At 70.6% G+C, this 24,857-nt stretch carries 22 protein-coding genes; 12 read left to right on the top strand and 10 right to left on the bottom strand.

All coding sequences use genetic code 11. From position 1 onward, the window contains the following. Positions 1–105: 105 nt before the first annotated feature. Both AU195_RS05915 and AU195_RS05910 read right to left on the bottom strand, forming a co-directional pair. Positions 106–1,278, bottom strand: a complete 1,173-nt coding sequence (locus AU195_RS05915) for an amidohydrolase (protein ID WP_059158128.1) — start codon at positions 1,276–1,278, stop codon at positions 106–108. Beyond that, on the bottom strand, positions 1,275–2,456 hold the full coding sequence (locus AU195_RS05910) for a M20 family metallopeptidase (protein WP_059158127.1): 1,182 nt from the start codon (positions 2,454–2,456) through the stop codon (positions 1,275–1,277). The genes AU195_RS05915 and AU195_RS05910 overlap by 4 nt, the downstream gene beginning before the upstream one ends. 56 nt (positions 2,457–2,512) lie before the next feature. Between AU195_RS05910 and AU195_RS05905 the strand changes: the two genes are divergently transcribed. Next, complete coding sequence (locus AU195_RS05905) at positions 2,513–3,307, top strand: purine-nucleoside phosphorylase (RefSeq protein ID WP_059158126.1); 795 nt, start codon at positions 2,513–2,515, stop codon at positions 3,305–3,307. Here the strand turns inward: AU195_RS05905 and AU195_RS05900 are convergent. Further along, positions 3,253–4,377, bottom strand: a complete 1,125-nt coding sequence (locus AU195_RS05900) for an AbrB family transcriptional regulator (RefSeq protein WP_059158146.1) — start codon at positions 4,375–4,377, stop codon at positions 3,253–3,255. The genes AU195_RS05905 and AU195_RS05900 overlap by 55 nt on opposite strands. A 103-nt stretch (positions 4,378–4,480) precedes the next feature. Between AU195_RS05900 and AU195_RS05895 the strand changes: the two genes are divergently transcribed. Then, positions 4,481–4,933 carry a MarR family winged helix-turn-helix transcriptional regulator gene (locus tag AU195_RS05895; RefSeq protein ID WP_059158125.1) on the top strand — a complete coding sequence of 151 codons (453 nt, stop codon included), beginning with the start codon at positions 4,481–4,483 and terminating at the stop codon, positions 4,931–4,933. Continuing rightward, positions 4,930–6,567, top strand: a complete 1,638-nt coding sequence (locus tag AU195_RS05890; protein ID WP_059158124.1) for a phospho-sugar mutase — start codon at positions 4,930–4,932, stop codon at positions 6,565–6,567. The genes AU195_RS05895 and AU195_RS05890 overlap by 4 nt, the downstream gene beginning before the upstream one ends. Before the next feature lie 14 nt (positions 6,568–6,581). Here the strand turns inward: AU195_RS05890 and upp are convergent, their stop codons facing one another. Next, positions 6,582–7,205 carry a uracil phosphoribosyltransferase gene (upp, locus tag AU195_RS05885; RefSeq protein WP_059158123.1) on the bottom strand — a complete coding sequence of 208 codons (624 nt, stop codon included), beginning with the start codon at positions 7,203–7,205 and terminating at the stop codon, positions 6,582–6,584. A gap of 75 nt (positions 7,206–7,280) precedes the next feature. Between upp and AU195_RS05880 the strand changes: the two genes are divergently transcribed. Next, complete coding sequence (locus tag AU195_RS05880) at positions 7,281–7,574, top strand: hypothetical protein (protein ID WP_059158122.1); 294 nt, start codon at positions 7,281–7,283, stop codon at positions 7,572–7,574. Between the two features lie 2 nt (positions 7,575–7,576). After that, complete coding sequence (locus AU195_RS05875; RefSeq protein WP_059158121.1) at positions 7,577–8,683, top strand: C40 family peptidase; 1,107 nt, start codon at positions 7,577–7,579, stop codon at positions 8,681–8,683. 3 nt (positions 8,684–8,686) lie between these two features. On the opposite strand, the gene AU195_RS05870 is transcribed toward AU195_RS05875, so the two are convergent. Both AU195_RS05870 and AU195_RS05865 read right to left on the bottom strand, forming a co-directional pair. Beyond that, a complete protein-coding gene (locus AU195_RS05870) occupies positions 8,687–11,848 on the bottom strand; it encodes an adenylate/guanylate cyclase domain-containing protein (protein ID WP_059158120.1) in 3,162 nt (1,053 codons plus the stop codon). Between the two features lie 180 nt (positions 11,849–12,028). Further along, entirely contained in the window at positions 12,029–15,112 is a 3,084-nt protein-coding gene (locus AU195_RS05865) for an ATP-binding protein (RefSeq protein ID WP_059158145.1), read from the bottom strand. 184 nt (positions 15,113–15,296) lie between these two features. Between AU195_RS05865 and AU195_RS05860 the strand changes: the two genes are divergently transcribed. The 3 genes from AU195_RS05860 to AU195_RS05850 all read left to right on the top strand — a co-directional run bounded on the left by AU195_RS05860 (position 15,297) and on the right by AU195_RS05850 (position 17,717). Next, positions 15,297–15,608, top strand: coding sequence for a YbaB/EbfC family nucleoid-associated protein (locus AU195_RS05860; RefSeq protein ID WP_059158119.1), 312 nt, complete (start codon positions 15,297–15,299; stop codon positions 15,606–15,608). Positions 15,609–15,618: 10 nt separating this feature from the next. After that, on the top strand, positions 15,619–16,893 hold the full coding sequence (gene satS / locus AU195_RS05855; protein ID WP_059158118.1) for a protein export chaperone SatS: 1,275 nt from the start codon (positions 15,619–15,621) through the stop codon (positions 16,891–16,893). Between the two features lie 77 nt (positions 16,894–16,970). After that, positions 16,971–17,717, top strand: a complete 747-nt coding sequence (locus AU195_RS05850; RefSeq protein ID WP_059158117.1) for an SDR family NAD(P)-dependent oxidoreductase — start codon at positions 16,971–16,973, stop codon at positions 17,715–17,717. A gap of 1 nt (position 17,718) precedes the next feature. Here the strand turns inward: AU195_RS05850 and AU195_RS05845 are convergent, their stop codons facing one another. From AU195_RS05845 to AU195_RS05830, 4 genes are read right to left on the bottom strand one after another with little or no spacing between them, the layout of a single operon-like run. Then, positions 17,719–18,219: a MarR family winged helix-turn-helix transcriptional regulator gene (locus AU195_RS05845; protein WP_059158116.1), complete on the bottom strand. Its 501-nt coding sequence runs from the start codon at positions 18,217–18,219 to the stop codon at positions 17,719–17,721. A gap of 16 nt (positions 18,220–18,235) precedes the next feature. Further along, a complete protein-coding gene (locus AU195_RS05840; protein WP_059158144.1) occupies positions 18,236–19,324 on the bottom strand; it encodes an adenosine deaminase in 1,089 nt (362 codons plus the stop codon). Further along, positions 19,321–20,691 (bottom strand): thymidine phosphorylase, encoded by a 1,371-nt coding sequence (locus AU195_RS05835; RefSeq protein WP_059158115.1) that lies wholly within the window; start codon positions 20,689–20,691, stop codon positions 19,321–19,323. Before AU195_RS05835 ends, AU195_RS05840 begins: the two co-directional genes overlap by 4 nt. Further along, complete coding sequence (locus AU195_RS05830) at positions 20,688–21,116, bottom strand: cytidine deaminase (RefSeq protein WP_059158114.1); 429 nt, start codon at positions 21,114–21,116, stop codon at positions 20,688–20,690. Before AU195_RS05830 ends, AU195_RS05835 begins: the two co-directional genes overlap by 4 nt. A 231-nt stretch (positions 21,117–21,347) precedes the next feature. Here AU195_RS05830 and sdhC point away from each other — a divergent pair, with 231 nt between their 5' ends. From sdhC to AU195_RS05810, 4 genes are read left to right on the top strand one after another with little or no spacing between them, the layout of a single operon-like run. Beyond that, positions 21,348–21,776, top strand: a complete 429-nt coding sequence (gene sdhC, locus AU195_RS05825) for a succinate dehydrogenase, cytochrome b556 subunit (protein ID WP_082695646.1) — start codon at positions 21,348–21,350, stop codon at positions 21,774–21,776. Then, the gene (locus tag AU195_RS05820; RefSeq protein WP_059158113.1) at positions 21,773–22,255 is read left to right on the top strand and encodes a succinate dehydrogenase hydrophobic membrane anchor subunit; all 483 of its coding nucleotides are present in this window, start codon (positions 21,773–21,775) and stop codon (positions 22,253–22,255) included. Before sdhC ends, AU195_RS05820 begins: the two co-directional genes overlap by 4 nt. A 13-nt stretch (positions 22,256–22,268) precedes the next feature. After that, positions 22,269–24,023, top strand: a complete 1,755-nt coding sequence (gene sdhA, locus AU195_RS05815; RefSeq protein WP_059158112.1) for a succinate dehydrogenase flavoprotein subunit — start codon at positions 22,269–22,271, stop codon at positions 24,021–24,023. Beyond that, positions 24,023–24,799, top strand: coding sequence for a succinate dehydrogenase iron-sulfur subunit (locus tag AU195_RS05810; protein WP_059158111.1), 777 nt, complete (start codon positions 24,023–24,025; stop codon positions 24,797–24,799). Before sdhA ends, AU195_RS05810 begins: the two co-directional genes overlap by 1 nt. The last annotated feature ends 58 nt before the right edge of the window (positions 24,800–24,857 follow it).

The following is a 24,857-nucleotide window of genomic DNA, read 5'->3' as shown; positions in this document are numbered from 1 at the left end:
CGCTCGCGGCCGCGCGAGTGTGCGCACAGTGCGTGGAAAAGCGCGGCGTGTCGTGCGCAGACCCGCACGCTCGCGGGAGGTGCCCGCACACTCGCAGGATGAGCGCTACAGCAGGGCGGCCTGTTCGACGATGTTGACCATGGCCCGCACGCCCACCCCCAGCGCGCGCTCGTCGAGGTCGAAGGTCGGCTGGTGCAGATCCAGCTGGGGTCCGCGGCCACTCCACACGCCCAGCCGCGCCATCGCCCCCGGCACCTCCTCGAGGTACCACGAGAAGTCCTCACCACCGCCGGACTGACGGGTGTCGGCGAGCACCTCCGGGCCGATCGCCTCGATCGCGTGGGTGAGGATGCGCGTGGAGACCTCTTCGTTGACCACCGGCGGCACACCGCGGCGGTACAGCACGCTGTGCTCCATCCCCAGCGGCGCCAGCAGCGACGAAACGATCTCGCGCACAATGTCTTCCAGCGTCAGCCAGGTCTCCCGGGACGCGGTGCGGATGGTGCCGGCCAGCGTGCCGGTCTGCGGGATCGCGTTGGCCGCCACCCCGGCGTTGACCGCCCCCCACACCATCACCGTGCTGTTGCGCGGGTCGATGCGGCGGGACAACACTCCCGGCACGCCGGTGATCAGCGTGCCGAGCCCGTAGACCAGGTCACCGGTCAGATGCGGGCGCGACGTGTGCCCGCCGGGCGAGTGCAGCGTCACCTCGACCTGATCGGCCGCCGAGGTGATCGGCCCCGGCCGCACCGCCACCCGGCCCACCGCGAGCCGCGGATCGCAGTGCAGCGCATAGATCCGCGACACCCCGCTCAAGGCGCCGGCGGCGATGGCGTCGATCGCGCCGCCGGGCATCAACTCCTCGGCGGCCTGAAAGATCAGCCGGACCCCGACGGGTAGTTCGGGCACCGACGCCATCGCCATCGCCGCGCCCAGCAGGATCGCGGTGTGCGCGTCGTGACCGCAGGCGTGGGCCACGTTCGGCACGGTCGACGAGTACGGCAGCCCCGTCCGCTCGGCCATGGGCAGCGCGTCCATATCGGCGCGCAGTGCGATCCGCGGACCGTCCTCGCGGCCGAAGTCGCACGTCAGCCCCGTTCCACCGGGCAGAACCTTCGGGTTGAGCCCGGCGTCGGCGAGGCGGGCGGCGACGAACTGGGTGGTCGCGAACTCCTGGCGGCCCAGTTCCGGGTTGGCGTGGATGTGGCGGCGCCAGTCGACCAGTTCGCCGTAGTGGGCCGACAGCCAGCGCGCGGCGGCGTGTTTGAGCACGCTCATGACGCCCGCCTCTCCTGCCGCTTCAGCACCCGGTCCCGCTCGGTGGAGGTCTCGGCGAGACGGACCACCGTGCGCGCCAGCATGATCGCACCCTCGACCACGGCCGTGTCGGCGCTGGGTCCCGCCGCGGCGGCGGTGAACGCCGGCTGGTGGATGGACGCGCCGCCGGCGTCGATGCCCACCACCGGATGAATCCCGGGCACGACCTGGGTGACGTTGCCCATGTCGGTGCTCCCGAGCGGCAGCGCCGCCTCGACCTCGGCGGGCACCGGTGCGCGGCCGACCCGCTCCATCTCGTCGCGGAAGACCTCGGCCAGCCAACGGTCGGGGGTCAGCTCGGCGTAGGCGGGTGCGGTCTCGGCGACCTCGAAGTCGCAACCCGTCGCGACGGCGCCCGCCTTGAAGCAACCCGCCATCCGGCCCTCGAGTTCGCGCAGCGCGGCCGATTCGGCGGCGCGCATCGTGTAGCGCAGCCGGGTGCGGGCCGGGATGACGTTGGTGGCCTGGCCGCCATCGGTGACGATGCCGTGCACCATCTGTCCCGGCGCCAACTGCTGGCGCAGCAGCCCGATGGAAACCTGCGCGACGGTGACGGCGTCGCCGGCGTTGAGCCCGAGATGCGGAGCGACCGCCGCGTGCGACTCCCGGCCGGTGTAGGTGACGTCGACCTCCGAGAGCGCCAGCGACCGCGCGGCGGCGATGTCGACGGGCCCGGGGTGCAGCATCACCGCGACGGCGATGTCGTCGAAGACCCCGGCCTCGAGCAGCAGCACCTTGCCGCCGCCCGCCTCCTCGGCGGGGGTGCCCACCAGCACGACCGTCAGGCCCAGGTCGTCGGCCACCTCGGCGAGCGCCAGCGCGGTGCCGATCGCCGAGGCGGCGATGATGTTGTGGCCGCAGGCGTGCCCGATGTCGGGCAGCGCGTCGTACTCCGCACAGACGCCGACCACCAGCGGGCCGCTGCCGTACGAGGCACGGAACGCGGTGTCGAGGCCACCGGCCGCGGAGGTCATCTCGAAGCCGTACTCGGCGACCAGCGCCTGGGTCTTGGCGCAGCTGCGGTACTCGGCGAACGCCAGCTCCGGCTCGGCGTGGATCGCGTGTGACAACTCGACGAGGTCTCCGCGGCGGCGGTGGACGGCGTCTTCGACGCTCGTCGACGCGGTGGCGGAGGGCATTGACGCAGTATCTCACTGCCCAGACGCCGAGACTTCGACAGCTAAGCTCGCACACCGTGACCAGCCCGGCGGAGGTGGCCCAGCAAGCGGCGGCGGCGATCCGCGACCGCAGCGGAGTCGACGAGCACGACGTCGCGGTGGTGCTCGGATCGGGCTGGGCGCCAGCGGTCGACGCCTTCGGCACCGCCACCGCGACCGCGCCGATGGCCGAGTTGCCGGGGTTCACCCCGCCCACGGCGGCCGGCCACGGGGGGGTCGTGTCGTCCGTCCAGGTCGGCGGGCATCGGGTGCTGCTGCTCGTCGGGCGCATCCACGCCTACGAGGGCCACGATCTTCGCCATGTCGTGCATCCGGTGCGGGCGGCGTGCGCGGCGGGGGTGCGGACGGTGGTGCTGACCAACGCCGCCGGCGGCCTGCGCGACGACTTCGTCGTCGGCCAGCCGGTGCTGATCAGCGACCACCTCAACCTCACCGGCCGCTCGCCGCTGGTCGGGGCGCAGTTCGTCGACCTGGTCGACGCCTACGCACCGCACTTGCGGACCCTCGCGAAGACGATCGACCCGACGCTGGCCGAGGGCGTCTACGCCGGTCTACCGGGTCCGCACTACGAGACCCCGGCCGAGATCCGGATGCTGCGCACACTCGGCGCGGACCTGGTCGGGATGTCGACGGTGCACGAGACGATCGCCGCGCGCGCCGCGGGCGCCGAGGTGCTGGCGATCTCCCTGGTGACCAATCTGGCCGCGGGCATGACCGGGCAGCCGCTGTCGCATCAGGAAGTGCTGGAGGCGGGCCGTCAGTCCGCGACGCGGATGGGTGCGCTGCTGGCCGGCGTCGTCGCGTCGCTCTGATCGGCGGGCCGCGGGCTCAACCGCCGGCTCGCCCACACCACGAAGCGGGCCAGCAGCGGTGAGGCGAACAGCATGAGGAGCACCCGCAGCACCTGCGCGGCGATGATGAACGTGACGTTCGAACCCGTCTCCACCGCCGTCGCGAGCACCGCGTACACCCCGCCGGGGCTGGTCGCGAGATATCCCTCGAGCGGCGTCAGCGCGGTGTAGTGGGCGAGCACCACCCCGAGACCGGCCGTCGCCACGCCCAGGACGGCGATCAGCCCGAGCGCGGCGGGCAGGATCCGGGCGATCGCGCGCAGCGACTCGGTGGTGAAGGCCAGACCGGCCTGCCAGCCGATGACGAAGTAGGCGACCTGCACCAGCACCGCCGGCACCGACAACCCGAACGAGAAGCCGGTCAGCTGCAGCACCACGGTCAGCGCCATCGGTCCGAGCAGGCCGGCACCCGGTAACCGCAGCAGCCGTCCACCCGCGCTGCCGACCAGCACCAGGACGGCCAGTATGGCCAGGCTCAGATACCAAGGGGCCGTGACGTGTTGGGTCATGTCGCCGGAGGGTCGGGATTGGCCGGGGTGGAAGACGAGGGCCACGACCACCGGCATGGACGCCGTCACCAGGGCCACCCGCAGGTACTGCACCACCGACACCACGCGGTCGTCGCCGCCGAGATCGCGGGCGATGGCCACCAGACCGGAGGCGCCACCCGCCGTCAGGGCCAGCGACCCGGTCAGCGGGGTGACGTCGCGGTGCAGGCCGAGCAGCGCGCCGGCGGCCACGCTCAGCAGCAGGGTCGCGACGGCGACGCCCACGACGAACGGCCAGTCCGACCCGAGCGCGCTGAACGCGTCGCGCTGCACCATCGTGCCGATGTAGACGCCGAGCACCCCCTGGGCCACCACGCCCGCGGGGCGGGGCACTCCGGCGGGCGCCAGCGAGAGCAGCGCGAGTGCGACGCCGACGGCCAGCGCCGCGAACAGACCGGCCGACGGCACCCCGGCCAGGGTCAGCGGGACGGTGACGGCGACCGACGCCACCACCAGCACCACCCACTTCAGGATTCGCCGCATCAGATCTCCCACCGGTTGCTGCCAAGTATGTCCTTCGTATTTCAGCGACGCAACCCGCACGAATTCGTTGTCGAGACGAGAAGTGTGAAGGTATAACTTGTTCATGACCGAACGTGCCGCACCCGCCACCGAGCTCCGCGAGGCGATCATGGCGGTCGCCCGCCAGATGCGACGACACCGCCCCGACCACGGGCTCACGCTGAGCCAGCTCGAACTGCTCGGCGAGGTCAGCCGCTCCGGCGTCACCACCCCGGCCGAACTCGGCGCCCGCCTGCACGTGCGCGCGCAGTCGCTGACCGAGAGCATCAACGAACTACTCGCCCGACGCCTCATCTCGCGTCGCCCCGACGACCGGGACCGGCGCAGGCAACTCATCGAGATGACCCCCGCCGGCGCCGCACTGCTCGAGGCCGACCGCGCCGAGCGCGACGCATGGCTGCACCGGGCCATGGCCGACACGCTGACCGACCTGGAGTTCGACCTGCTCATGCTCGTCGCACCAGTGCTCCGCAAGCTGGCATTAATTGATGCCAAAGCGGGCACACTTGCTCCATGACTTCCTCGGCGATCTCGACGACCGTGCAGGAATGGATTGCTCACGACCCCGACCCGCAAACCGCGGAGGAGTTGTCCCAGTGCAGTCCGGAGGAACTCGACGAGCGGTTCTCCCGCTCACTGACGTTCGGGACGGCAGGGCTACGCGGGCCACTGCGCGGCGGCCCGAACGGAATGAACCTGGCCGTCGTGCTGCGCACGACGTGGGCGGTGGCCAAGGTGCTCAAAGACCGCGGTATGGCCGGTTCGCAGGTCGTCGTCGGCCGGGACGCCCGGCACCGCTCCGACGAATTCGCCCGCGCCGCCGCCGAAGTGCTCGCCGCACAGGGGTTCGAGGTGGTGCTGCTGCTGGCGGCGGTCCCGACCCCGATAGTGGCGTTCACCGTGCGGCACATGCACGCCGCGGCCGGTATCCAGATCACCGCATCGCACAACCCGCCGAGCGACAACGGCTACAAGGTGTACTTCGAAGAGGGTCTGCAGATCATCGGCCCCACCGACACCGAGATCGAGGCCGCGATCGCCGAGGCGCCGTTCGCCGACGAGATCCCCAGGGCCGAGGTGGAGACCGGCGGCATGGAGGAGATCGCCCACTACGTCGAACGGGCCGCCAATGTCCGGCACGCGAAAGCGCCCGTGCGCGTGGCGTTCACCCCACTGCACGGAGTGGGCGGTGAGTACGCGATGGACACCTTCGTCCGCGCCGGCATCGTCGACGTGCACGTGGTCGACAAACAGTTCTCCCCCGACCCCGACTTCCCCACCGTGGAACTGCCCAACCCCGAGGAGCCCGGCGCGGTCGACGCACTGCTCGAACTGGCCGCCGACGTCGACGCCGACGTCGCGATCGCGCTCGACCCGGACGCCGACCGATGCGCTGTCGGGGTGCCGACGCCCGACGGTTGGCGGATGCTCTCGGGCGACGAAACCGGTTGGCTGCTGGGCGATTACATCCTCACCCAGGTCGAGCCCGGCGAGGTCATGGACGCGACAGTGGTGGCCAGCACCGTGGTGTCCTCACGGATGCTCGCGGCGATCGCCGCCGCGCACGGCGCCCACTTCGTCGAGACGCTCACCGGATTCAAGTGGCTCTCCCGCGCCGACGAGGAACTGCCCGGTAAGACCATGGTGTACGCCTACGAGGAGGCCATCGGCCACTGTGTGGATCCGGCCGCGGTCCGCGACAAGGACGGGATCAGCACGGCGGTGCTGTTCTGCGACCTCGTCGGCGTGCTGAAGGAACACGGCCGCACGGTGCTCGACGTGCTCGACGACCTGGCTCTGCGCCACGGCGTCCACGTCACCGCCGCCGTCAGCCGCCCGGTCGCCGACGCCGACGAAGCCGCCGGGGTGATGGCCCGGTTGCGCGACACCCCGCCGGACCGCCTCGCCGGACACGAGGTGACCGTGACCGACCTGAACACCTCACCCGAGCCGATGCGCTCGGATGCGCTGATCTTCACCGGTGGCGACGCCGACACCTCGGTGCGGATGGTCGTGCGGCCGTCCGGCACGGAGCCGAAGGTGAAGTCCTACATCGAGATTCGGCGATCCTGCGCCGGCGACCTGCCGCGGGTGCGCGCCGAGGCGCAGCAGTTGCGTGACGAACTGGTGGCCGTGGCGCAGCAGTGGTGACGGACGGGTAGCCCTCAGCGCGGACCGAACTGCCGGTCCCCCGCGTCGCCGAGTCCGGGGACGATGTAGGCGGCCTCGTCGAGGCGTTCGTCGATCGTCGCGGTGAACAGGCGCATGGCGGGCGCGGCCTTCTCGAGGGTGGCGATGCCCTCCGGAGCAACCACCACGCAGATGGCGGTGATGTCGACGGCTCCACGCGCCTGCAGCAGCCCGACGGTGTGGGCCAACGATCCACCGGTGGCCAGCATCGGGTCGAGCACGAACACCGGCTGAGTGCTCAGATCGGCGGGCAGCGACTCCAGATACGGTGTCGGCTCGTGGGTTTCCTCGTTGCGCGCCACGCCGACGAAACCCACCCGCGCCTCGGGGATCAGCGCGTGGGCCTGGTCGACCATCCCGAGCCCGGCCCGCAGCACCGGCACCAGCAGCGGCGGCCGCGCCAGCCGCGCCCCGGTCGTCACCGCGAGCGGGGTGCGCACCTCGACGTCCTCGCGGGCGGCGTCGCGGGTGGCCTCGTACACCAGCATCAGCGTGAGATCGCGCAGCGCGGAACGGAAGGCCGCGTTGTCGGTGCCCTGGTCGCGCAGCGTGGTCAGCCGCGCGGCGGCCAGCGGGTGATCGACGACGCGCACATCCATGGCGCCGACCTTAGCGCCAGCCGCCCATTTCGCTCGACGGCGGAACCGTCCGGCCGTCCACGGCGTCGTAATCGCATGCACGCCGACACCGACGCCATCCGCGCGCTGGCCCGCACCGACGCCGCGCACTCCACCGACCTCGCGGCCGCGGCGGCTGCGCTGGCCGGGGTCCCGGTCACCGCCGCAGCGGCGTCGCTGGGCCCGGTCGGTGCGCGTTTCCTCGCCGCGCTGTCCGATGCGACCACCGCCGAATCCGCCAGGGCCGCCGCCCTCGCCGACGGTGTCGCCGGCGGGTCGGCGACCGCGCGGGCATCGGCGACGGCGTACGACGAGGCGCAGCTGCGCGCCACCGCACTTCTCGGGGGCTGACCGTGCCGGGCACGCTGGTGGATGCGCTCTCGGCGCCGCTGCGCGAGGTGCGCAACCTCGTCGGCCCCGGCTGGCCCGACGGTTCCGGTGGCCCGCCCGGCGCGGCGCTGGCGGGGGTGCGGGACGCGCTGACCGGGGTGGCCACCACCGCGCGCACGTCGTGGCAGCGCACCGGTGAGAACTGGTCGGGCACGGCGGCCGACGGTGCGGGCGCGTTCGCCGCGGCCACCACCACAGCGGTCACCGAGTTGGCCGACCGCACGGGCCGGCTCACCGCGGGCACCCGCGAGGCGGGCGCCGCCGTCGCGCGCGCCGCCGCCCGCCTGCAGGACATCGTCGAGCGCTTCGAGTCCCGGGCGGCCGCGCTGGAGCATCACCTGGACACCCCCGGCGTCGCCGAGGAACTGCTCACCGAGGCGCGGCGTGCCCTGCGCGAGGCCGTCGCCGTCGTCGAGGAGTTGCGCGCCGAACTCGACAGCCACGCCGGTGCGCTCAGCGCACCCGGTGCCGCACCGGCGGCGCCGCCGGTGCCGACGGTGCCGGCCGGCTTCGGCGGGGGTGCGCCGGGCGGGCTCGGCACCGCCACCCCGATGGGGTCCCTGGCGTCGATGGCGTCCCGAGCCTCGGGGGCCGCACCGGCGGAGGCGGCCATGCCCGTGGAGGCGGCCTCGCGCCGCGCGGCGGCCGCCCAGCCCGACCCCGGTGTGTTCGGCGACGGCGTGGCGGTGCGGTTGCCCGACGGCAGCACGGCCACCGCGCCGAACGCGGTCGCCGCCGACGCGGTGCGCCACGCGCTGACTCAGCTCGGGGTGCCGTACCAGTGGGGCGGCACCACCCCCGGTGTCGGCCTGGACTGCAGCGGGCTGACGCAGTGGGCTTACGGCGAGGCCGGCCTGGACCTGCCCCGGCTCGCGCAGGAGCAGGATGTCGGCGCCGCCGTCGACGCCGGGTCGCTGCGGCCCGGCGACCTGGCGGTGTGGGACGGACACGTCGCGATGGTCGTCGGCGACGGTGTCATGGTCGAGGCGGGCGATCCGGTCAAACTCTCGCCGATCCGGACGAGCAATGCCGGACAGGGTTTTCAAGGCTTCTGGCGGCCGACCGCGTGAGTGCTACGGCATCGCCTCGGCCCACGTCATCTGCCCCTCGAAGCCGAGGGCCTTCGCCTTCTCCCGGTACCGATCGCGGTAGTGCCGGTAGGTGGTCTCGTCACCGCGGCGTAGCGACAGCAGCGCGCGCAACCGCAGCAGCGAGAGGTCGCAGTACGCCGCGCCCTCGAACTGTGGCTGACCGCACAGGCGCGCCAGCACCTCTTCGGCCTCGGGCAGGTCACCGTCCGCCCCCCGCTCGATCAGGGCGTCCGCCAGTATCGTCGTCGCCCACGGCGCGTAGGACAACAGCCCACTCTCGTATACGGCCTCGACACACCTTCGCAGCAGCGGCAACGCGGACCAGTCCCGCTGCGCCAGCGCTTGCTCCGCGAGCCTCGCGTCGATGACCGGCACCATCGTCGAGAAGAATCTCCCGTCCACCGCCATCTCCCGCACCTGTCCGAGCAACTCCACCGCACGGGCCGTCTGGCCGGAAGCGTGGGCGAGAAGGACGCCCGCCGACGCGAACAACGCGAACCCGTAGGCGATGTCGTCGGCCGAATCCTGCGCAATGACCAGCGCCTCGTCACTGGTGCGGAGCGCGGCGTCGTCGGCCGGGGTCACGCCGCTGGCGATCGCGTTCGCATAGGTGTAGACGATGACCGCCGTCCGCGATATCGGGTCGGCCTCACGCGCCATCTCCACCGCGCGATCGAAGTCCCGCCGCCACCCCGGCCTTCCCAGCCACCAGCACGCTGTACACCGCATCCCGTACGCCAACGCCAGCGGAGCCCCGAGCACGTAACCCCCCAGGGCCGGATCGTCGTGGGCGAGGTCGATCACCATGTCGCAACACCGGAGCGCCTCCACGAACTCGCCGGTGAGGATCTTGACGGCGGCCGGGAACAGCGTCAGCCCCACGGTGAGCGCAGGGTCGCCGATCGATTCCAGGATGACCATCTGTTCGTCGACCAGCCGGGACGCTTCCGCCAACGTTCCGTCGATCAGCTGTTCGTTGACCAGACCCGCCATGGCGATCGCCACCGACGCCTTGTCGCCTGCCGCCGCGCACAGTTCCTGCAATTCGTCGAATCGTCGGCCAGCGGCCGGTATGCGATTCCGGAATCCATTGGCGCACAGAAGCGTTCGAGGCGCTATGCGCATGCGGAGTTGATCGGGGGTGTCCGCCGGAAGCGCATCGGCCAGCACGGACGCACGCTCCCAGCTCACCAGCGCCGCACGGATGTCCCGCCGCTGGGACCACGCGGCCGCCCGCATGTGCCACTCGTACGCGGCCCGCGGGTCACCCGCGGCCTCCAGGTGTTCGGCGATCAGCGCCGCGTTCTCGTCGATCGACGGCTCCTGTCGGGCGATGGCGTCGGCCAGCCGCCGGTGCAGCGCCGCACGGTCGGATCGGAGCTGGGACTCGTAGGCGACGGTTCGGATCAACGGATGACGGAAGGCGTACTCCACGTGGCCCGTGAACTTCACCTGGTCGATCAGCTCGGCGCGCAGGAGACCGTCGACCACGGGCGCCACCCCCATCGAGGCCAACAGGTCGGTGTCGAACCGCATACCGATGATCGAGGCCGCGCCCAGTGTGTCCTTCGCGGGCGACTCCAAGCGGTCGATGCGCGCGGCGATCGTCGCCTGCAGCGTGGCGGGCACGCTGATCTCGGCGACGTCGGCGCGGCACTCGTACGCGCCACGCCGGCCACGGAGAAGCCCTCGCTCAGCGAGGTCGCGCACGATCTCTTCGGCGAAGAACGGGTTGCCCGCGGCGCGCTGCGCGACCGTCACCGCCAGGTCCACCACAGACGGATCGGCGCCCAGCAGGGTGCGGGCCAGGGTGGCGGACTCGGGATCGCTCAGCGGCGCGAGGGTCAGCGTCTGCGCACCCGGAACCCGGCTGAGGGCCCCGTGGAAATCCGGGCGGTGGGTGACCAGCACCATCGCATGTGTCTGCGGTATCACCGTCACGAAGTCGGCGAGCATCGCATCGCTGACCTCATCGATCCAGTGCGCATCCTCGACGATGTAGAGAGCGGGCGAGCCGCGGGACACCGCGGCGGCCTTGACCATCCGCGACAGCCGGCGGCGTCGGGCATCGGGATCGATGTTCGGCAGCGCGGCATCGGGGTCCCGGATCTCCAGGAGGTCTTCGAACAGCAGCAGATCCTGCTCGTCGGCGTCGTCGAAACGCGCCCGCAGCCGCGCTCGGACCACCTCGTCGTCGAGGCCGGGCAGACCGGCGATCGTGCGCAGGAGCTGACCCACGACGTGGAATGGGACGTCGCTGATGTGGGATTCACAGAACGACCAGAACACCTCGACGCCGCGGGCCGCCGCGGCCGTGGCGATCTCGCGCGCCATCCTGCTCTTGCCGATTCCGGGCGGGCCCACCAGGGCGACGACCGTCCCGGCGCCGTCGATCGACCGTTCGAGGATCCCTTCGGCGGCCGCCATCTCCCAGTGCCGCCCGACGAGTTTCGGCTCGCCGCGTCCGGCCACCGCGTGGGGTGCTCCCATGCCCATCAGGCGTCGTGCCGCAACGGGCCGGTCACAGCCCTTCACCGAAACCTCTTCCGGTCCACCGAGCATCGCGACGTGCTCGACCAGGCGTGCCGTCGAGTCGCTGAGCAGCACACCGCCCGGCGTAGCCGCGGACTCCATCCGCTGCGCCCAGCCCACGTGCTCGCCGACCGTGGTGAAACCCAGCGTCGGCGACGCGATGTCACCCGCGATCACCTGCCCGGAATTCAGGCCGATCCGCAGTGCGAGCGTCGCGCCGTCGGTGCGCTCGACGGTCGCCGCGAGTTGCCCGGCCTGCCGCTGGATACCCAGCGCCGCCAAACTCGCCCGGACCGCGTGGTCCTCGAGCGCGATCGGCGCGCCGAAGACCGCCATGATCCCGTCCCCGGTGAACTTGTCGACCGTCCCGCCGTACCGCTGCACCACCGCCGAGGACCGGTTGACCAGTTCGGCCATGATCTCGCGCAGCCGTTCGGCGCCGACCGCCGCCGCGAGGTCCATCGAGCGGACGACATCGGCGAACAGGACCGTGACCTGCTTGTATTCGGCATGTGTCGCGGCCGGACCCACGGGCGCGCCACATCCGTGGCAGAACCGGGCGCCGTCCAGATATTCGGTGCCGCAGGTGCGGCACGCCGTCGAGGTCGTCATCCGACCCTCCGCACGTCGGCCCGGACCACTCCGGGCCTCCCCAGGATAGGCCGCGCACCGGGCCGGCATGCCGGTTATCGAGCCGCCGTCCTCAGGTGCCGATGCTTCGGGCTGCGCTGTTGCGAACGTTCGCAAAGACTTTCGGCTTCGCGACGTCGGCCCAGGCAGCGATCGAAGCGCCTATTCAAATTCGAGATCGTCTACGCTGCACCGCATTTCGAACAATCGCGCACCCTGGCGCCGCGCCAGGTTCCGCGCGGCTTCGAGGTCGGCACGGCGCGCATCCGGAGTGTGCTGGGTTAGGGCACGGAGCCGCAGTAACTCGGCGTCATAGAACCGCATCCCGGTGTCCCGAGCCAGTTCCAGACCCGCCTGCAGGCGATCGCGGGCCGACTCCGGTTCGCCCGCGGCGATCAGCAACCGTCCGATGACGGCGTCGAAGATGGTGGTGTACATGGACACCCCCAGCGAGCGCAGGTTGTCGAGGTGGGTGGCGAGCGCGGCGCCGTGCGCGGCGAGCACATTGGGATCGCAGCGCTCATCGTCCAGGGCCGCCAACGCGTCGACGGCGCTCAGCCACGTGGCTCCGACCCGCAGCCACATGTCGAGGCCGTACCGCTCGGCGTGATCGATGGTGTCCACGGCCACCTCCGCCGCGTGATCGAGCCGGCCGGATTCGATGCACAGCCACGTGGTCATGGAGCGCGTGTAGGCGTGCAGGTAGGGGGTTCCGGGAAAGCCGAGACGTGAGCCCAGGCGTGCCGCCTGCGCCAGTTCGTCCTCGGCCCCGTCCATGTCGCCTCGCATCAGCGCGACGAGAGCGAGATACAGCCGTGCCAGCGCCTTCGACTCGGCGACGACACGTCCGTGGTCGTCGTCGATCCGCCCGCCTGTCGCGAGTTCGTCACCCGCGCCGCGCAGGTGGTGGTGCGCGGCGTCGCAGTCGCCGCGGAGCAACGCCACCGTCCCGGACAGGGCCTCGATGACCGGGCCGGCGCACTGTCGCGCCCCGAAGTGCCTGCGCAGCACCGCGATCACGTTGTCCGCCCGGCGCAGGTCGGCCCGGATCAGATGGTAGTTGGCGACTGCGGTCAGCGTCTCGAACAGCTCGTCGCTGCGGAGGTGGGCGTGGCCGAGCTGCAGGCAGCGCTCGAAGTCGGCGGCGGCCTCCGGGCTCTGATAGCCGTCCTCGGCGAAGCCGAGAGACCCCCGCTCCAGGCGCAGCGCCGCCTCGAGACGATCCCGTTCGCCACCAGGAGGAGCGTCCTCGAGCTGCGCGAGCGAGCGGGTCAGGTGGGCACGGGCCTCGGCCAGGGCCCCGCGCCGCCGCGCATCGGCCGACGCCTGCTGATAGGCCGCCGCGGCGTCGCCGAAGCGGCCGGCATGCTCGTAATGCTCGGCGACCAGCCGCCACTCCGGTTCACCGGACCGGATCAGGAAGTCGGCGACCCTGCCGTGCAGACCGCGCCGCACGCTCGGCGGCGCGAGTTCTGCGGCGACCTCGCGCAGCAGCTCGTGGCGGAACCGCCAGCCGCCTTCCCAGGATTCCAGGACCCGCGCTTCTTCGAGCTCTGCGATGACGCGGTCGAATTCGGCACACGGGATGTCCACCGACGCCCGCAGCAGCTCGCCGTCGAACTGGCGGCCGACCACTGCGGCCGCCTCGACCACAGGCACCGCTTGCGGGCTGGCGCGCAGCCGGGCCAGCAGGGGTTCGTAGAGCGTTTCCGGCACGCCGATCTCACTGCGGCCGTTGACCACCTGCTCGATGTAGAACGGGACACCGTCGCATCGCTCGGCCACCTGGGCCCGCTGATCGGCGGAGAGAGCCGGATCGAGCGCCGCGATCAGCGCATCGGACTGCGAACCGGTGAGCGGTGCGAGGTCGCACACCTCGAACCTCGAACCGGATGGCAGCCATCCGCCCGGCCGGCCGGTCATCACCACCAGCACCCGGCCGTCGGCCGAGTCGAGAAGTGCGCCGATCACCTCGCGGGTCGAGGGATCGAACCAGTGCACATCCTCGGCGACCACCAGGCCGGCACCGTCGAGGCACGCCAGCAAATACGCGTTCACCGCCCCCGCGACCAGTTCGTAGAGTTCGTCACCCTCGGCGGCGACGGGCGCGTACCCGGCCCGCGCCTCGATGCCCAGCACCGGCGCCAACAACGGCACCGCGCTGCCCGGGTCCAGTCCGCGCGCGCTGCACTCGGCGGCCAGCCGTCGCAGCCGGTCCGGTTCGCCGGTCTCGCGGGCGATGCCGCAGCGGCGCTCCAACAACGCCCGGATCGGGTGCAGACCCGCGTCGGTCTGCAGAGGCGAGCCGGCCAGTTCCAGCACCACGGCGCCGCACTCCGCCGCCATGTCGACGGCCGCAGCCGCGAGGCGCGATTTGCCGATGCCCGGCTCGCCCCGAAGGAGCAGACCCGGCGTCGTCAACGTCCCCGACTGCGCACGCGCCCACGCCGCCCGCAGACACGCCAGTTCCGTGTCACGGCCGACCAACGGGCTTCGGCCCGAGCCGGACGCCGACGGGCATTCGGCCACCACCCGGTGGTGGACGATCGGTTCCCCGACGCCCTTCACCCACGCGGCGGGGACGGTCTCCAACTCGAAATCGTGCCGGATCAACGCCGCCATCGCGTCGGAGACCACCAGGGCGCCGGGAGACGCCAGCCCCGATACGCGGGCAGCGAGATTGGCCGCCAGCCCGTAGACATCGTCCTGCGCGGTGTCGAGGTAGACCGGTCCCCGATGCACCCCGACGCGGACCTGGACCTGCACCCCGAAGCGGCGCCGGGCCTGCTCGCTCAACCGGGCCACCTCCCGGACCACCTGCAATCCGGCCTGCACCGCGCGTCGGGCGTCGTCCTCGTGGGCAATCGGGTGGCCGAAGACCGCCAGCAGCCCGTCACCGGCCGTCGAGCCGATGTGACCCCCGTATCTGGTCACGGCACCCAGCACCGTCTCGCGGTAGCGGCCGACCAGAAGCCGGTAGGTCTCGGGTTCCACCCGGGTCGACAACACGGTCGAATCCACCAGATCCGCGAAGAGGAGCGTCAGTCGCCGGATCTGGCCAGGCTGATCCGGCACGGCCAGCAGGTCTTCGGCCTCGGCGTTCGCGCCGTCGGCAGCCAGCACCGTCGCCGCCAACACCGTCGCGGTGGCACGATCCCCACGGTTGATGGCCGCCACTGCCCGGTCGAGCAACTCGTCGATCGTGGCGCCGCGGTCGCGGCCGCGGGGCCCGGTGCCGGTCGTCACCGGATCGCCTCGGTCCACGCCCCGGCGTGGAGGATTCGGGTACCGCACATCCGGCACACTTCTCACCGTCATCACCCGGCTTCCGCCGCTGTCGATCGGTACCAACAATAGGGCGCTGGCGCCCGCAGGAAGCGGTTTGGCGAGTTTGGGAACCACCCGCACGCGTTCGACGTCTCAATCACTGATGTTCGACGAACTGGCCCGCGCCTGTGACGACACGCTGGCACGCGCACTGATGCACGCCGAGGCACTGTCGGCGGCCGTCGACGCACTGGCGGGGCTTCGGGCCGAGGCGACGTCGCCGGACGGCGATGTCCGCGCCGCGGTGGACGGCGGCGGTCTGCTGGTGTCGGTGACACTGGCCGAGTCGGTCACCCGGTTGCCCGCTTCACGCATCGCGGCACTGGTCGTCGAGACGACGCAGGCGGCGGCGCGTGCGGCCTGCGCACACCGGCAGGCGGTGCTCGGCGACGTGGTCGCAGACCTCGGTCGTTAGGCTGTGCCGCATGGCTGCTGACATCGTGCCGGTTCGGCTCGGGCTGACCAAGGGCGACCTGTACACACTGTGGGCTCCGCGCTGGCGGGACGCCGGTGACGAATGGGAGGCGTTCCTCGGCAAGGACGAGGACCTCTACGCCTTCGAGTCGGTGGCCGATCTGGTGGCCTTCGTGCGGACCAACACCGACCACGACCTGACCGACCATCCGGCCTGGGAGAAACTGACCGGGGCGTCGGCGCACCGGCTCAAGCCCGCCGAGGACCGCGAATACGACCTCGTCGGGGTGCCGGAGGCGGCAGCCGAGAAGGCGAGCGAGACGGTCGTCGACACCCTGCACCGCACCCTCGCGATCGCCTCGTCGATCGGTTCGGTGTGCGATCTGCCCGCGGTGACGAAGTTCTTCAACGGCAACCCGCAGCTCGGTTCGGTCGGCGGCGGTGTCGAGGCGTTCAAGGGCCGCAGCGGGCGCAAACGCTGGGCCGACATCGAAGCGGTGATCGCCCGCAGCTGGGACGGTGTGCTCGACGCGATCGACGAGATCGTCACCGTCCCCGACGTCGATGCGTCAGCGTCGCAGAAGGCCGCCGACGAACTCGAACAGCCGGCGCCCGAGCCCGAAGAGGACGAGGCCACCGACGCGGCGGCCACCGCCGAGGAGACCGAGGACGCCGAACCGGCGGCCACGGAGTCCGACGCTCTCGAATCACCCGCCGCCGCAGCGGTACTCGGTAGCGACGAGGACTTCTGGCTCAAGGTCGGCATCGACCCGGTGCGGCTGATGACCCGGTCGGGCACCTTCTACACGCTGCGCTGCTACCTCGACGACCAGCCGGTGTTCCTCGGCCGCAACGGGCGCATCAGCGTGTTCGGCTCCGAGCGCGCGCTGGCCCGCTATCTCGCCGACGAGCACGACCACGACCTGTCGGATCTGGCCACCTACGACGACATCCGCACCGCGGCCACCGACGGCTCTCTCGAGGTCGAGGTGATCGACGAGAACGTCTACGTGCTCAGCGGCCTGGCCGACGACATCGCCGACGGCCCCGACACGATCGACCGCGACCAGCTCGAGCTGGCGCTCGAACTGCTCCGCGACGTCGGCCAGTACGCCGAGGACAACACCGTCGACAAGACACTGGACCCCGGCACCGCGCTCGGGTCGTTCGTGGCCCATGCGCTCGATCCGGAGGCCGCCGAGCGCCCCGAACCGCCGTACGCCGAGGCCGTCCAGCAGTGGGAGGCGCTGGAGGCCTTCGTGGAGTCCCGCCTGCGCCAGGAGTGAGCCGCGCACGGCGGAATAGGTGACATGTCACCGATCGTTGTGACAGGTGTCCGCACCCAACGATCGAAAGACACGTCATGAAGCTTCTGGAGCACAAGACCGCACTCGTCACCGGCGCCACGTCCGGCATCGGGCTGGCCACCGCACAGCGACTGGCCGCCGAGGGCGCCCACGTCTTCCTCACCGGCCGCCGCCGGCAGGCACTCGACGCGGCCGTCGCGTCGATCGGCGATGCCGCCACCGGAGTACGCGGTGACGTGTCGCGGCCCGAAGACCTCGAAGCGGTGGTCACGGCGATCCGGTCGCGGGGCCGCGGTCTCGACGTCGTCTTCGCCAACGCCGGCGGTGGTGAGTTCGCCGCACTGCCCGACATCACGCCCGAGCACCTGGCGAACACGTTCGGCACCAACGTGTTCGGCACGGTCTACACGGTGCAGGCGGTGCTGCCGCTGCTCAACGAGGGCGCATCGATCGTGCTGACGGGCTCGACCTCCGCACACAACGGAACACCGGCCTTCAGCGCCTATGCGGCATCGAAGGCGGCCATCCGTTCGTTCGGCAGAACCTGGGCGGCGGAGTTGGCCGGTCGCGGGATCCGGGTCAACACGGTGACCCCCGGATCGACAGAGACACCAGGGCTCAAGGGACTGGCGCCGGCAGGTCAGGAACAGGGACTGCTCGACGAGATGGCCGCCGCCACACCCCTCGGCCGGCTCGGCAGGCCCGAGGAGATCGCCGCGGCCGTGGTGTTCCTCGCGTCGGACCAGAGCAGCTTCGCGACCGGCAGCGAACTGTTCGTCGACGGCGGCGCCGAACAGATCTGATTCACGCCCGCTCCTCGTCGATGTCGGGCCGAGGTAGCGTGCCGTGCCGCAGGATCGACTCGTACGCCGCCTCCAGGATGTCGGCCAGGGCGTCGTTCTGCGCGGGGTTCAGATCGGAGAAGAACAGCGCCTTCACCCGGGCGGCGTGCCCGGGCGCGGCGGCTTCGAACTCCCGGCGGCCGTGGTCGGTGAGCACGATGTCCGTCGCCCGCCGGTCCCCGTCGGACACCGACCGCTCCACCAGCCCACGCCGGCTCATCCGCTGCAGGTGGTGCGAGAGCCGGCTGCGTTCCCAGCCGATGGTCGTCGCCAGCACATTGACCTGGGCCCGGTCCCGCGGAGCGTTGGTCAGAGCGTTGAGCACGGTGTAGTCGGCGAGCGACAACCCGCTGTCGGCCTGCAGCTGTCGGTTCATCTCGAACTCGAGCCGGTGGTAGACCCGCATGTAGGCCAACCACGCGCGGCGCTGCGCCGGGTCGAGCCGGCGTTCGTCGTCGGTCACGCCGCCGTTCGCCCACTCACCCGGCCAGCACCGCGTAACGGGGTTTGATGACGTCGTCGATCAGTGCCAGCCGCTCGTCGAACGGGATGAACGACGATTTCATCGCGTTGATGGTGAACCGCGCGAGATCGCTCCAGCCGTAGCCGAAGGCCTCGACCAGGCGCAGCATCTCCTGGCTCATCGTGGTGTCGCTCATCAGCCGGTTGTCGGTGTTCACCGTGACGCGGAACCGGGTGCGGGCCAGCAGGTCGAACGGATGCTCGGCGATGCTGGGGACCGCGCCGGTCTGCACGTTGGAACTCGGGCACAACTCCAGCGGGATGCGCTTGTCCCGCAGGATGTTGGCCAACCGGCCCAGCTTGACCTGACCGTCGGGCGCCACCGTGATGTCGTCGACGATGCGGACACCGTGGCCCAGCCGGTCGGCGCCGCAGAACGCGATGGCCTCGTGGATGGACGGCAGGCCGAACGCCTCGCCGGCGTGAATCGTGAAGCGCGCGTTGTTGCCTCGCATGTACTCGAACGCGTCGAGGTGACGGGTGGGCGGGTAGCCCGCCTCCGCGCCGGCGATGTCGAAGCCGACGACACCGCGGTCGCGGAACCGGATGGCCAGTTCGGCGATCTCCCGCGAGCGCGCGGCATGGCGCATCGCCGTGACCAGGCAGCGCACCGTGATCGTGCGGCCCGCACTGGCCGCGGCCTTCTCCCCGTCGGCGAATCCGGCCAGCACGGAGTCGACGACCGCGTCCAGGCTCATCCCGCCCTCGATGTGCAGTTCCGGGGCGAAACGCACCTCGGCGTAGACGACGTTGTCGCCGGCGAGGTCCTCGACGCATTCGAACGCCACCCGGTGCAGCGCCTCCGGCGTCTGCATCACCCCCACGGTGTGGGCGAACGGTTCCAGGTAGCGCACCAGCGAACCGCTGTGGGCGGCGGTGCGGAAGAACGTCGCCAGCTCGTCGACGTCGTCGGCGGGCAGGTCGTCGTACCCGTACTGTCCGGCCAGGTCGAGCACCGTCGACGGTCGCAGCCCGCCGTCGAGGTGGTCGTGCAGCAGCGCCTTGGGCGCCTGGCGGATGTTCTCCAGCGTCAGCGGTGTCGTCATCGGCACGTATTCCTCACATTCGGCGTCGTCAGAGGTGTCGCGGTGATCCGATCGATGATCAGCGGACGCTCCGGCGGGGCACCGTCCCCCACGGTCCACGCGCCGTCGAGTTCGGCGCGCGCGGGCCCGAGCCGGGCCGGGGTGTCGGTGTACAGGGTGAACAGGGGGTCGCCCGCGCGCACCGCTTCGCCGGGCCGACGGTGTATGCGGATCCCGGCGCCGAACTGCACCTGCTCACCGGGGGCCGAGCGGCCCGCCCCGAGCCGCCACACCGCCAGACCCACCGCCATCGCGTCGATGGCACCCATGGTGCCACCGCGCGGTGCCGTGACGGTGTCGTAGTGGACACCGATGGGCAACGCCGCGGCGGCCGACTCGGGCGACAGGGTCGTGACGTCACCGCCCTGGGCGGCGACGAGCGCGCGGAAGCAGTCCATGGCGGTGCCGTCGCGCAGCGTCTCGGCGGGGTCGGTGGCGTCGAGTCCGGCGGCGTCGAGCATCTCGGCCGCCAGTGCGAGCGTCAGCTCCACGACGTCGTCGGGACCGCCGCCGGCCAGCACCTCCAGCGATTCGACGACCTCGACCGCATTGCCCACGGCGCGGCCGAGCGGTACCGACATGTCCGTCAGCAGGGCCCGGGTCACCAGACCGTGTGCCCGGCCCAACTCGACCATCGTGCGGGCGAGTTCGCGGGCCTCGGCCTCGGTGGGCAGGAAGGCCCCCGACCCGACCTTCGTGTCGAGCACGAGCGCACGGGCGCCCTCGGCGATCTTCTTGCTCATCACCGAGCTGGCGATCAGCGGCAGCGATTCGGTGGTGGCGGTGACGTCGCGCAGCGCGTAGATCTTGCGATCGGCCGGGGCGAGCTCACCGGCGGCGAAGATCGCCGCGCCGATCCCCCGGAGTTGTTGGCGGATCTGGGTTTTCGTCAGCTCGGCGGAGAACCCGGGGATGGCTTCGAGTTTGTCGAGGGTGCCGCCGGTGTGGCCGAGTCCGCGGCCGGCGGCCTGCGGGACCGCGCCGCCACAGGCCATCACCACCGGCACCAGGGGGATGGTGATCTTGTCGCCGACCCCGCCGGTGGAGTGTTTGTCCACCAGGGCGAGCGCACGGCCGTCGGAGTCACGTCGCAGATCGGTGAAGTCGAACCGCTCCCCCGAGGCGACCATCGCCGCGGTCCAGCGGGCGATCTCCTCGCCGGTCATCCCCCGCAGGAAGATCGCCATCAGCAGTGCCGACATCTGCTCGTCGGCCACCTGCCCGCGGGTGTAGGCGTCGATCACCCAGTCGATCGCGGCCTCGGACAGAACACCGCCGTCGCGCTTGGTGCGGATCACCGTCGGCGCGTCGAATGTGAAGTGGGTCACGGCTTCTCCCCGGCGGCCGGGGTCCGGTTCCGCCGGGCCAGATCGTCGGGTCCGAACGCGTCGGGCAGCAGTTCACCCAGCGGTCGCGGGCCGAGCGGATGGTCGATCAGCAGTCCGGGTCCGCCGTGTTCGAGCAGCACCTGACGGCAGCGGCCACACGGCATCAGCACCTCGGAATCGGGGCCCGCACAGGACAGCGCGACCAGCCTTCCCCCGCCGCCCGAATGCAGGGCGCAGACCACACTGCACTCGGCGCAGAGACCCAGGCCATATGAGACATTCTCCACATTGCATCCGGTCACGATTCGGTCATCGTCGACCAGTGCCGCCGCCCCGACGGGGAAACCCGAATACGGCGCGTAAGCCTGCCCAACCGCCTCTATCGCCTTGTGCCGCAACGCTTCCCAATTGATTTCGGCAGTCATTTCCGCTCTCTCACCCCGCCTCTGAATGGATTCCGAAAGGCACACCGGACGAGCCCTCGCAGCAGATAGGCGACCCTAACTTCTGCCCTCTGAGCGGGGCATACGGCAACACGCTAGTTCGTTCAGCAGTACAAAGGGGATTAGAGTCGCCCCGAGGTTTGGGGCAGCGGTTGAGGCCAGCAGAGGTTCTCGCACCCGCCCCAAGCGTCCACCGATGGCGTTGGAGGACCAATGAGTACTGCGACAACAGCGGATACCGACGTTCCGTCGCCGCGATCCAAACCATCCCGCCGCCGCACCCTCTACCGCGGTGACCCGGCGATGTGGTCGTGGGTGCTGCACCGTATCTCCGGTGCGGCGATCTTCTTCTTCCTGTTCGTCCACGTCGTCGACACGGCGCTGGTGCGGGTCAGCCCCGAGGCCTACAACGCCGTCATCGAGACGTACAAGACCCCGATCATCGGTCTGATGGAGATCGGCCTGGTCGGCGCGGTGCTCTACCACGCCCTCAACGGCATCCGCGTCATCCTGATCGACTTCTGGTCCAAGGGCGCGCGTTACCAGCGGCAGATGCTGTGGGTCGTGGCGGGCGTGTTCATCACAGTCATGATCGCGTCGCTCGGCGTGATCGGCATGCACATGGCGGAGCGTTTCCTATGAGTCCTGTGGCGGAGAACCCCTACGACCACGTCACCGACCGCGGCGGCCCCGCACCGGTCCTGCAGCGCAGCCACGACCGGCCGCCGAGCCTGGACAACCCGCGCGCGCCCAAACGCGCAGGCGGGATGCCGAACTTCGAGAAGTACGCATGGCTGTTCATGCGGTTCTCCGGCCTCGTGCTGGTGTTCCTGGCGCTGGGCCACCTCTTCATCATGTTGATGTGGGATGAGGGCGTGTACCGCATCGACTTCAACTACGTCGCGCAGCGGTGGTCGTCGCCGTTCTGGCAGACGTGGGACCTGCTGCTGCTGTGGCTGGCCCAGCTGCACGGGGGCAACGGCCTGCGCGTCATCATCTCCGACTACGCCCGCAAGGACTCCACGCGGTTCTGGCTGAACTCGCTGCTGGCGCTGTCGATGATCTTCATCCTCGTCCTCGGCACCTACGTGCTGTTGACGTTCGACGCGAACATCTCGTAAGGACTCGGCTCACATGTTGATTGAACATCGCTACGACGTCGTCATCGTCGGGGCAGGCGGAGCGGGTATGCGCGCCGCGGTCGAGGCGGGCCCCCGCGCGCGCACCGCGGTGCTGACCAAGCTGTACCCCACCCGTAGCCACACCGGCGCGGCCCAGGGCGGCATGTGCGCCGCACTCGCCAACGTCGAAGAGGACAACTGGGAGTGGCACACCTTCGACACCGTCAAGGGCGGCGACTACCTCGCCGACCAGGACGCCGTCGAGATCATGTGCAAGGAAGCCATCGACGCGGTGCTCGACCTCGAGAAGATGGGGATGCCGTTCAACCGCACCCCCGAGGGCCGCATCGACCAGCGCCGCTTCGGCGGGCACACCCGCGACCACGGCAAGGCCCCGGTGCGCCGGGCCTGTTACGCCGCCGACCGCACCGGCCACATGATCCTGCAGACGCTGTACCAGAACTGCGTCAAGCACGACGTCGAGTTCTTCAACGAGTTCTACGCGCTGGACATCTCGCTGACCGAGACCCCCGGCGGTCCGGTGGCGACCGGCGTGATCGCGTACGAGCTGGCGACAGGAGACATCCATGTCTTCCACGCCAAGGCGATCGTGTTCGCCACCGGCGGTTCGGGACGGATGTACAAGACCACGTCCAACGCGCACACGCTGACCGGTGACGGGCTGGGCATCGTCTTCCGCAAGGGTCTGCCGCTGGAGGACATGGAGTTCCACCAGTTCCACCCGACGGGCCTGGCCGGGCTCGGCATCCTCATCTCCGAGGCCGTGCGCGGTGAGGGGGGACGGCTCCTCAACGGCGACGGCGAACGGTTCATGGAGCGTTACGCCCCGACGATCGTCGACCTCGCGCCGCGCGACATCGTCGCCCGGTCGATGGTGCTGGAGGTGCTCGAGGGCCGCGGCGCCGGGCCGAACAAGGACTACGTCTACATCGACGTGCGCCACCTCGGCGAGGACGTCCTCGAGGCGAAACTGCCCGACATCACCGAGTTCGCCCGCACCTACCTCGGCGTCGACCCGGTCAAGGAACTCGTGCCCGTCTACCCGACGTGCCACTACGTCATGGGCGGCATCCCGACCACCGTCAACGGTCAGGTGCTGCGCGACAACACCACGATCGTGCCGGGGCTCTACGCCGCGGGCGAGTGCGCCTGCGTGTCGGTGCACGGCGCCAACCGCCTCGGCACCAACTCGCTGCTCGACATCAACGTGTTCGGCCGCCGCGCCGGTATCGCCGCGGCCAACTACGCCAACGGCCACGACTTCGTCGAGATGCCGGAGCGGCCCGCCGAGATGGTGGTCGGCTGGGTCGGCGACATCCTCTCCGAACACGGCAACGAGCGCGTCGCCGACATCCGCGGAGCGCTGCAGCAGTCGATGGACAACAACGCCGCGGTGTTCCGCACCGAGGAGACGCTGAAGCAGGCGTTGACCGACATCCATGCGCTCAAGGAGCGGTACTCGCGGATCACGGTGCAGGACAAGGGCAAGCGTTACAACAGCGATCTGCTCGAGGCCATCGAGCTGGGCTTCCTGCTGGAGCTGGCCGAGGTCACCGTCGTCGGCGCGCTCAACCGCAAGGAGTCCCGCGGCGGCCACGCCCGCGAGGACTACCCCAACCGCGACGACACCAACTACATGCGCCACACCATGGCCTACAAGGAGGGCACCGACCTGCTCTCCGACGTGCGCCTGGACTACAAGCCCGTGGTGCAGACCCGCTATGAGCCGATGGAGCGGAAATACTGATGAGTGCGCCTGCAATCACCAAGGACGAAGCCACCACCCCGCCCGTGCCCGAGGGCGCGGTGATGGTGACGCTGAAGATCGCCCGGTTCAATCCGGAGGATCCCGACGCCGCCGGATTCCAGAGCTTCCGGGTCCCGTGCCTGCCCACCGACCGCCTGCTCAACCTGCTGCACTACGTGAAGTGGTACCTCGACGGCACGCTGACCTTCCGCCGGTCGTGCGCGCACGGGGTGTGCGGCTCGGACGCCATGCGGATCAACGGGGTCAACCGGCTGGCGTGCAAGGTCCTGATGCGCGACATGCTGCCGAAGAATCCGAAGAAGCAGCTGACCATCACCATCGAGCCGATCCGCGGTCTGCCCGTGGAGAAGGATCTCGTGGTCGACATGGAGCCGTTCTTCGACGCCTACCGCGCGGTCAAGCCGTACCTGATGACCAGCGGTAACCAGCCGACCAAGGAACGCATCCAGAGCCAGGTCGACCGCGCCCGCTACGACGACACCACCAAGTGCATCCTGTGCGCGGCGTGCACCACGAGCTGCCCGATCTACTGGACCGAGGGGTCGTACGTCGGCCCGGCCGCGATCGTCAACGCCCACCGGTTCATCTTCGACAGCCGGGACGAGGGCGCCGCCGAGCGTCTCGACATCCTCAACGACGCCGACGGCGTGTGGCGCTGCCGCACCACGTTCAACTGCACCGAGGCGTGCCCGCGCGGCATCCAGATCACCCAGGCGATCCAGGAGGTCAAGCGCGCGTTGATGTTCGCGCGCTGACTCCCTCCCGCGAGCAGACACAGAATCGCCCTTCTCCGCGTGGAGAAGGGCGATTCTG

The organism is Mycobacterium sp. IS-1496, assembly GCF_001499995.1.
Lineage (GTDB): Bacteria > Actinomycetota > Actinomycetes > Mycobacteriales > Mycobacteriaceae > Mycobacterium.
Note: the sequence above shows the minus strand (reverse complement) of the source record. Positions and strands in the feature narration are given on the sequence as shown.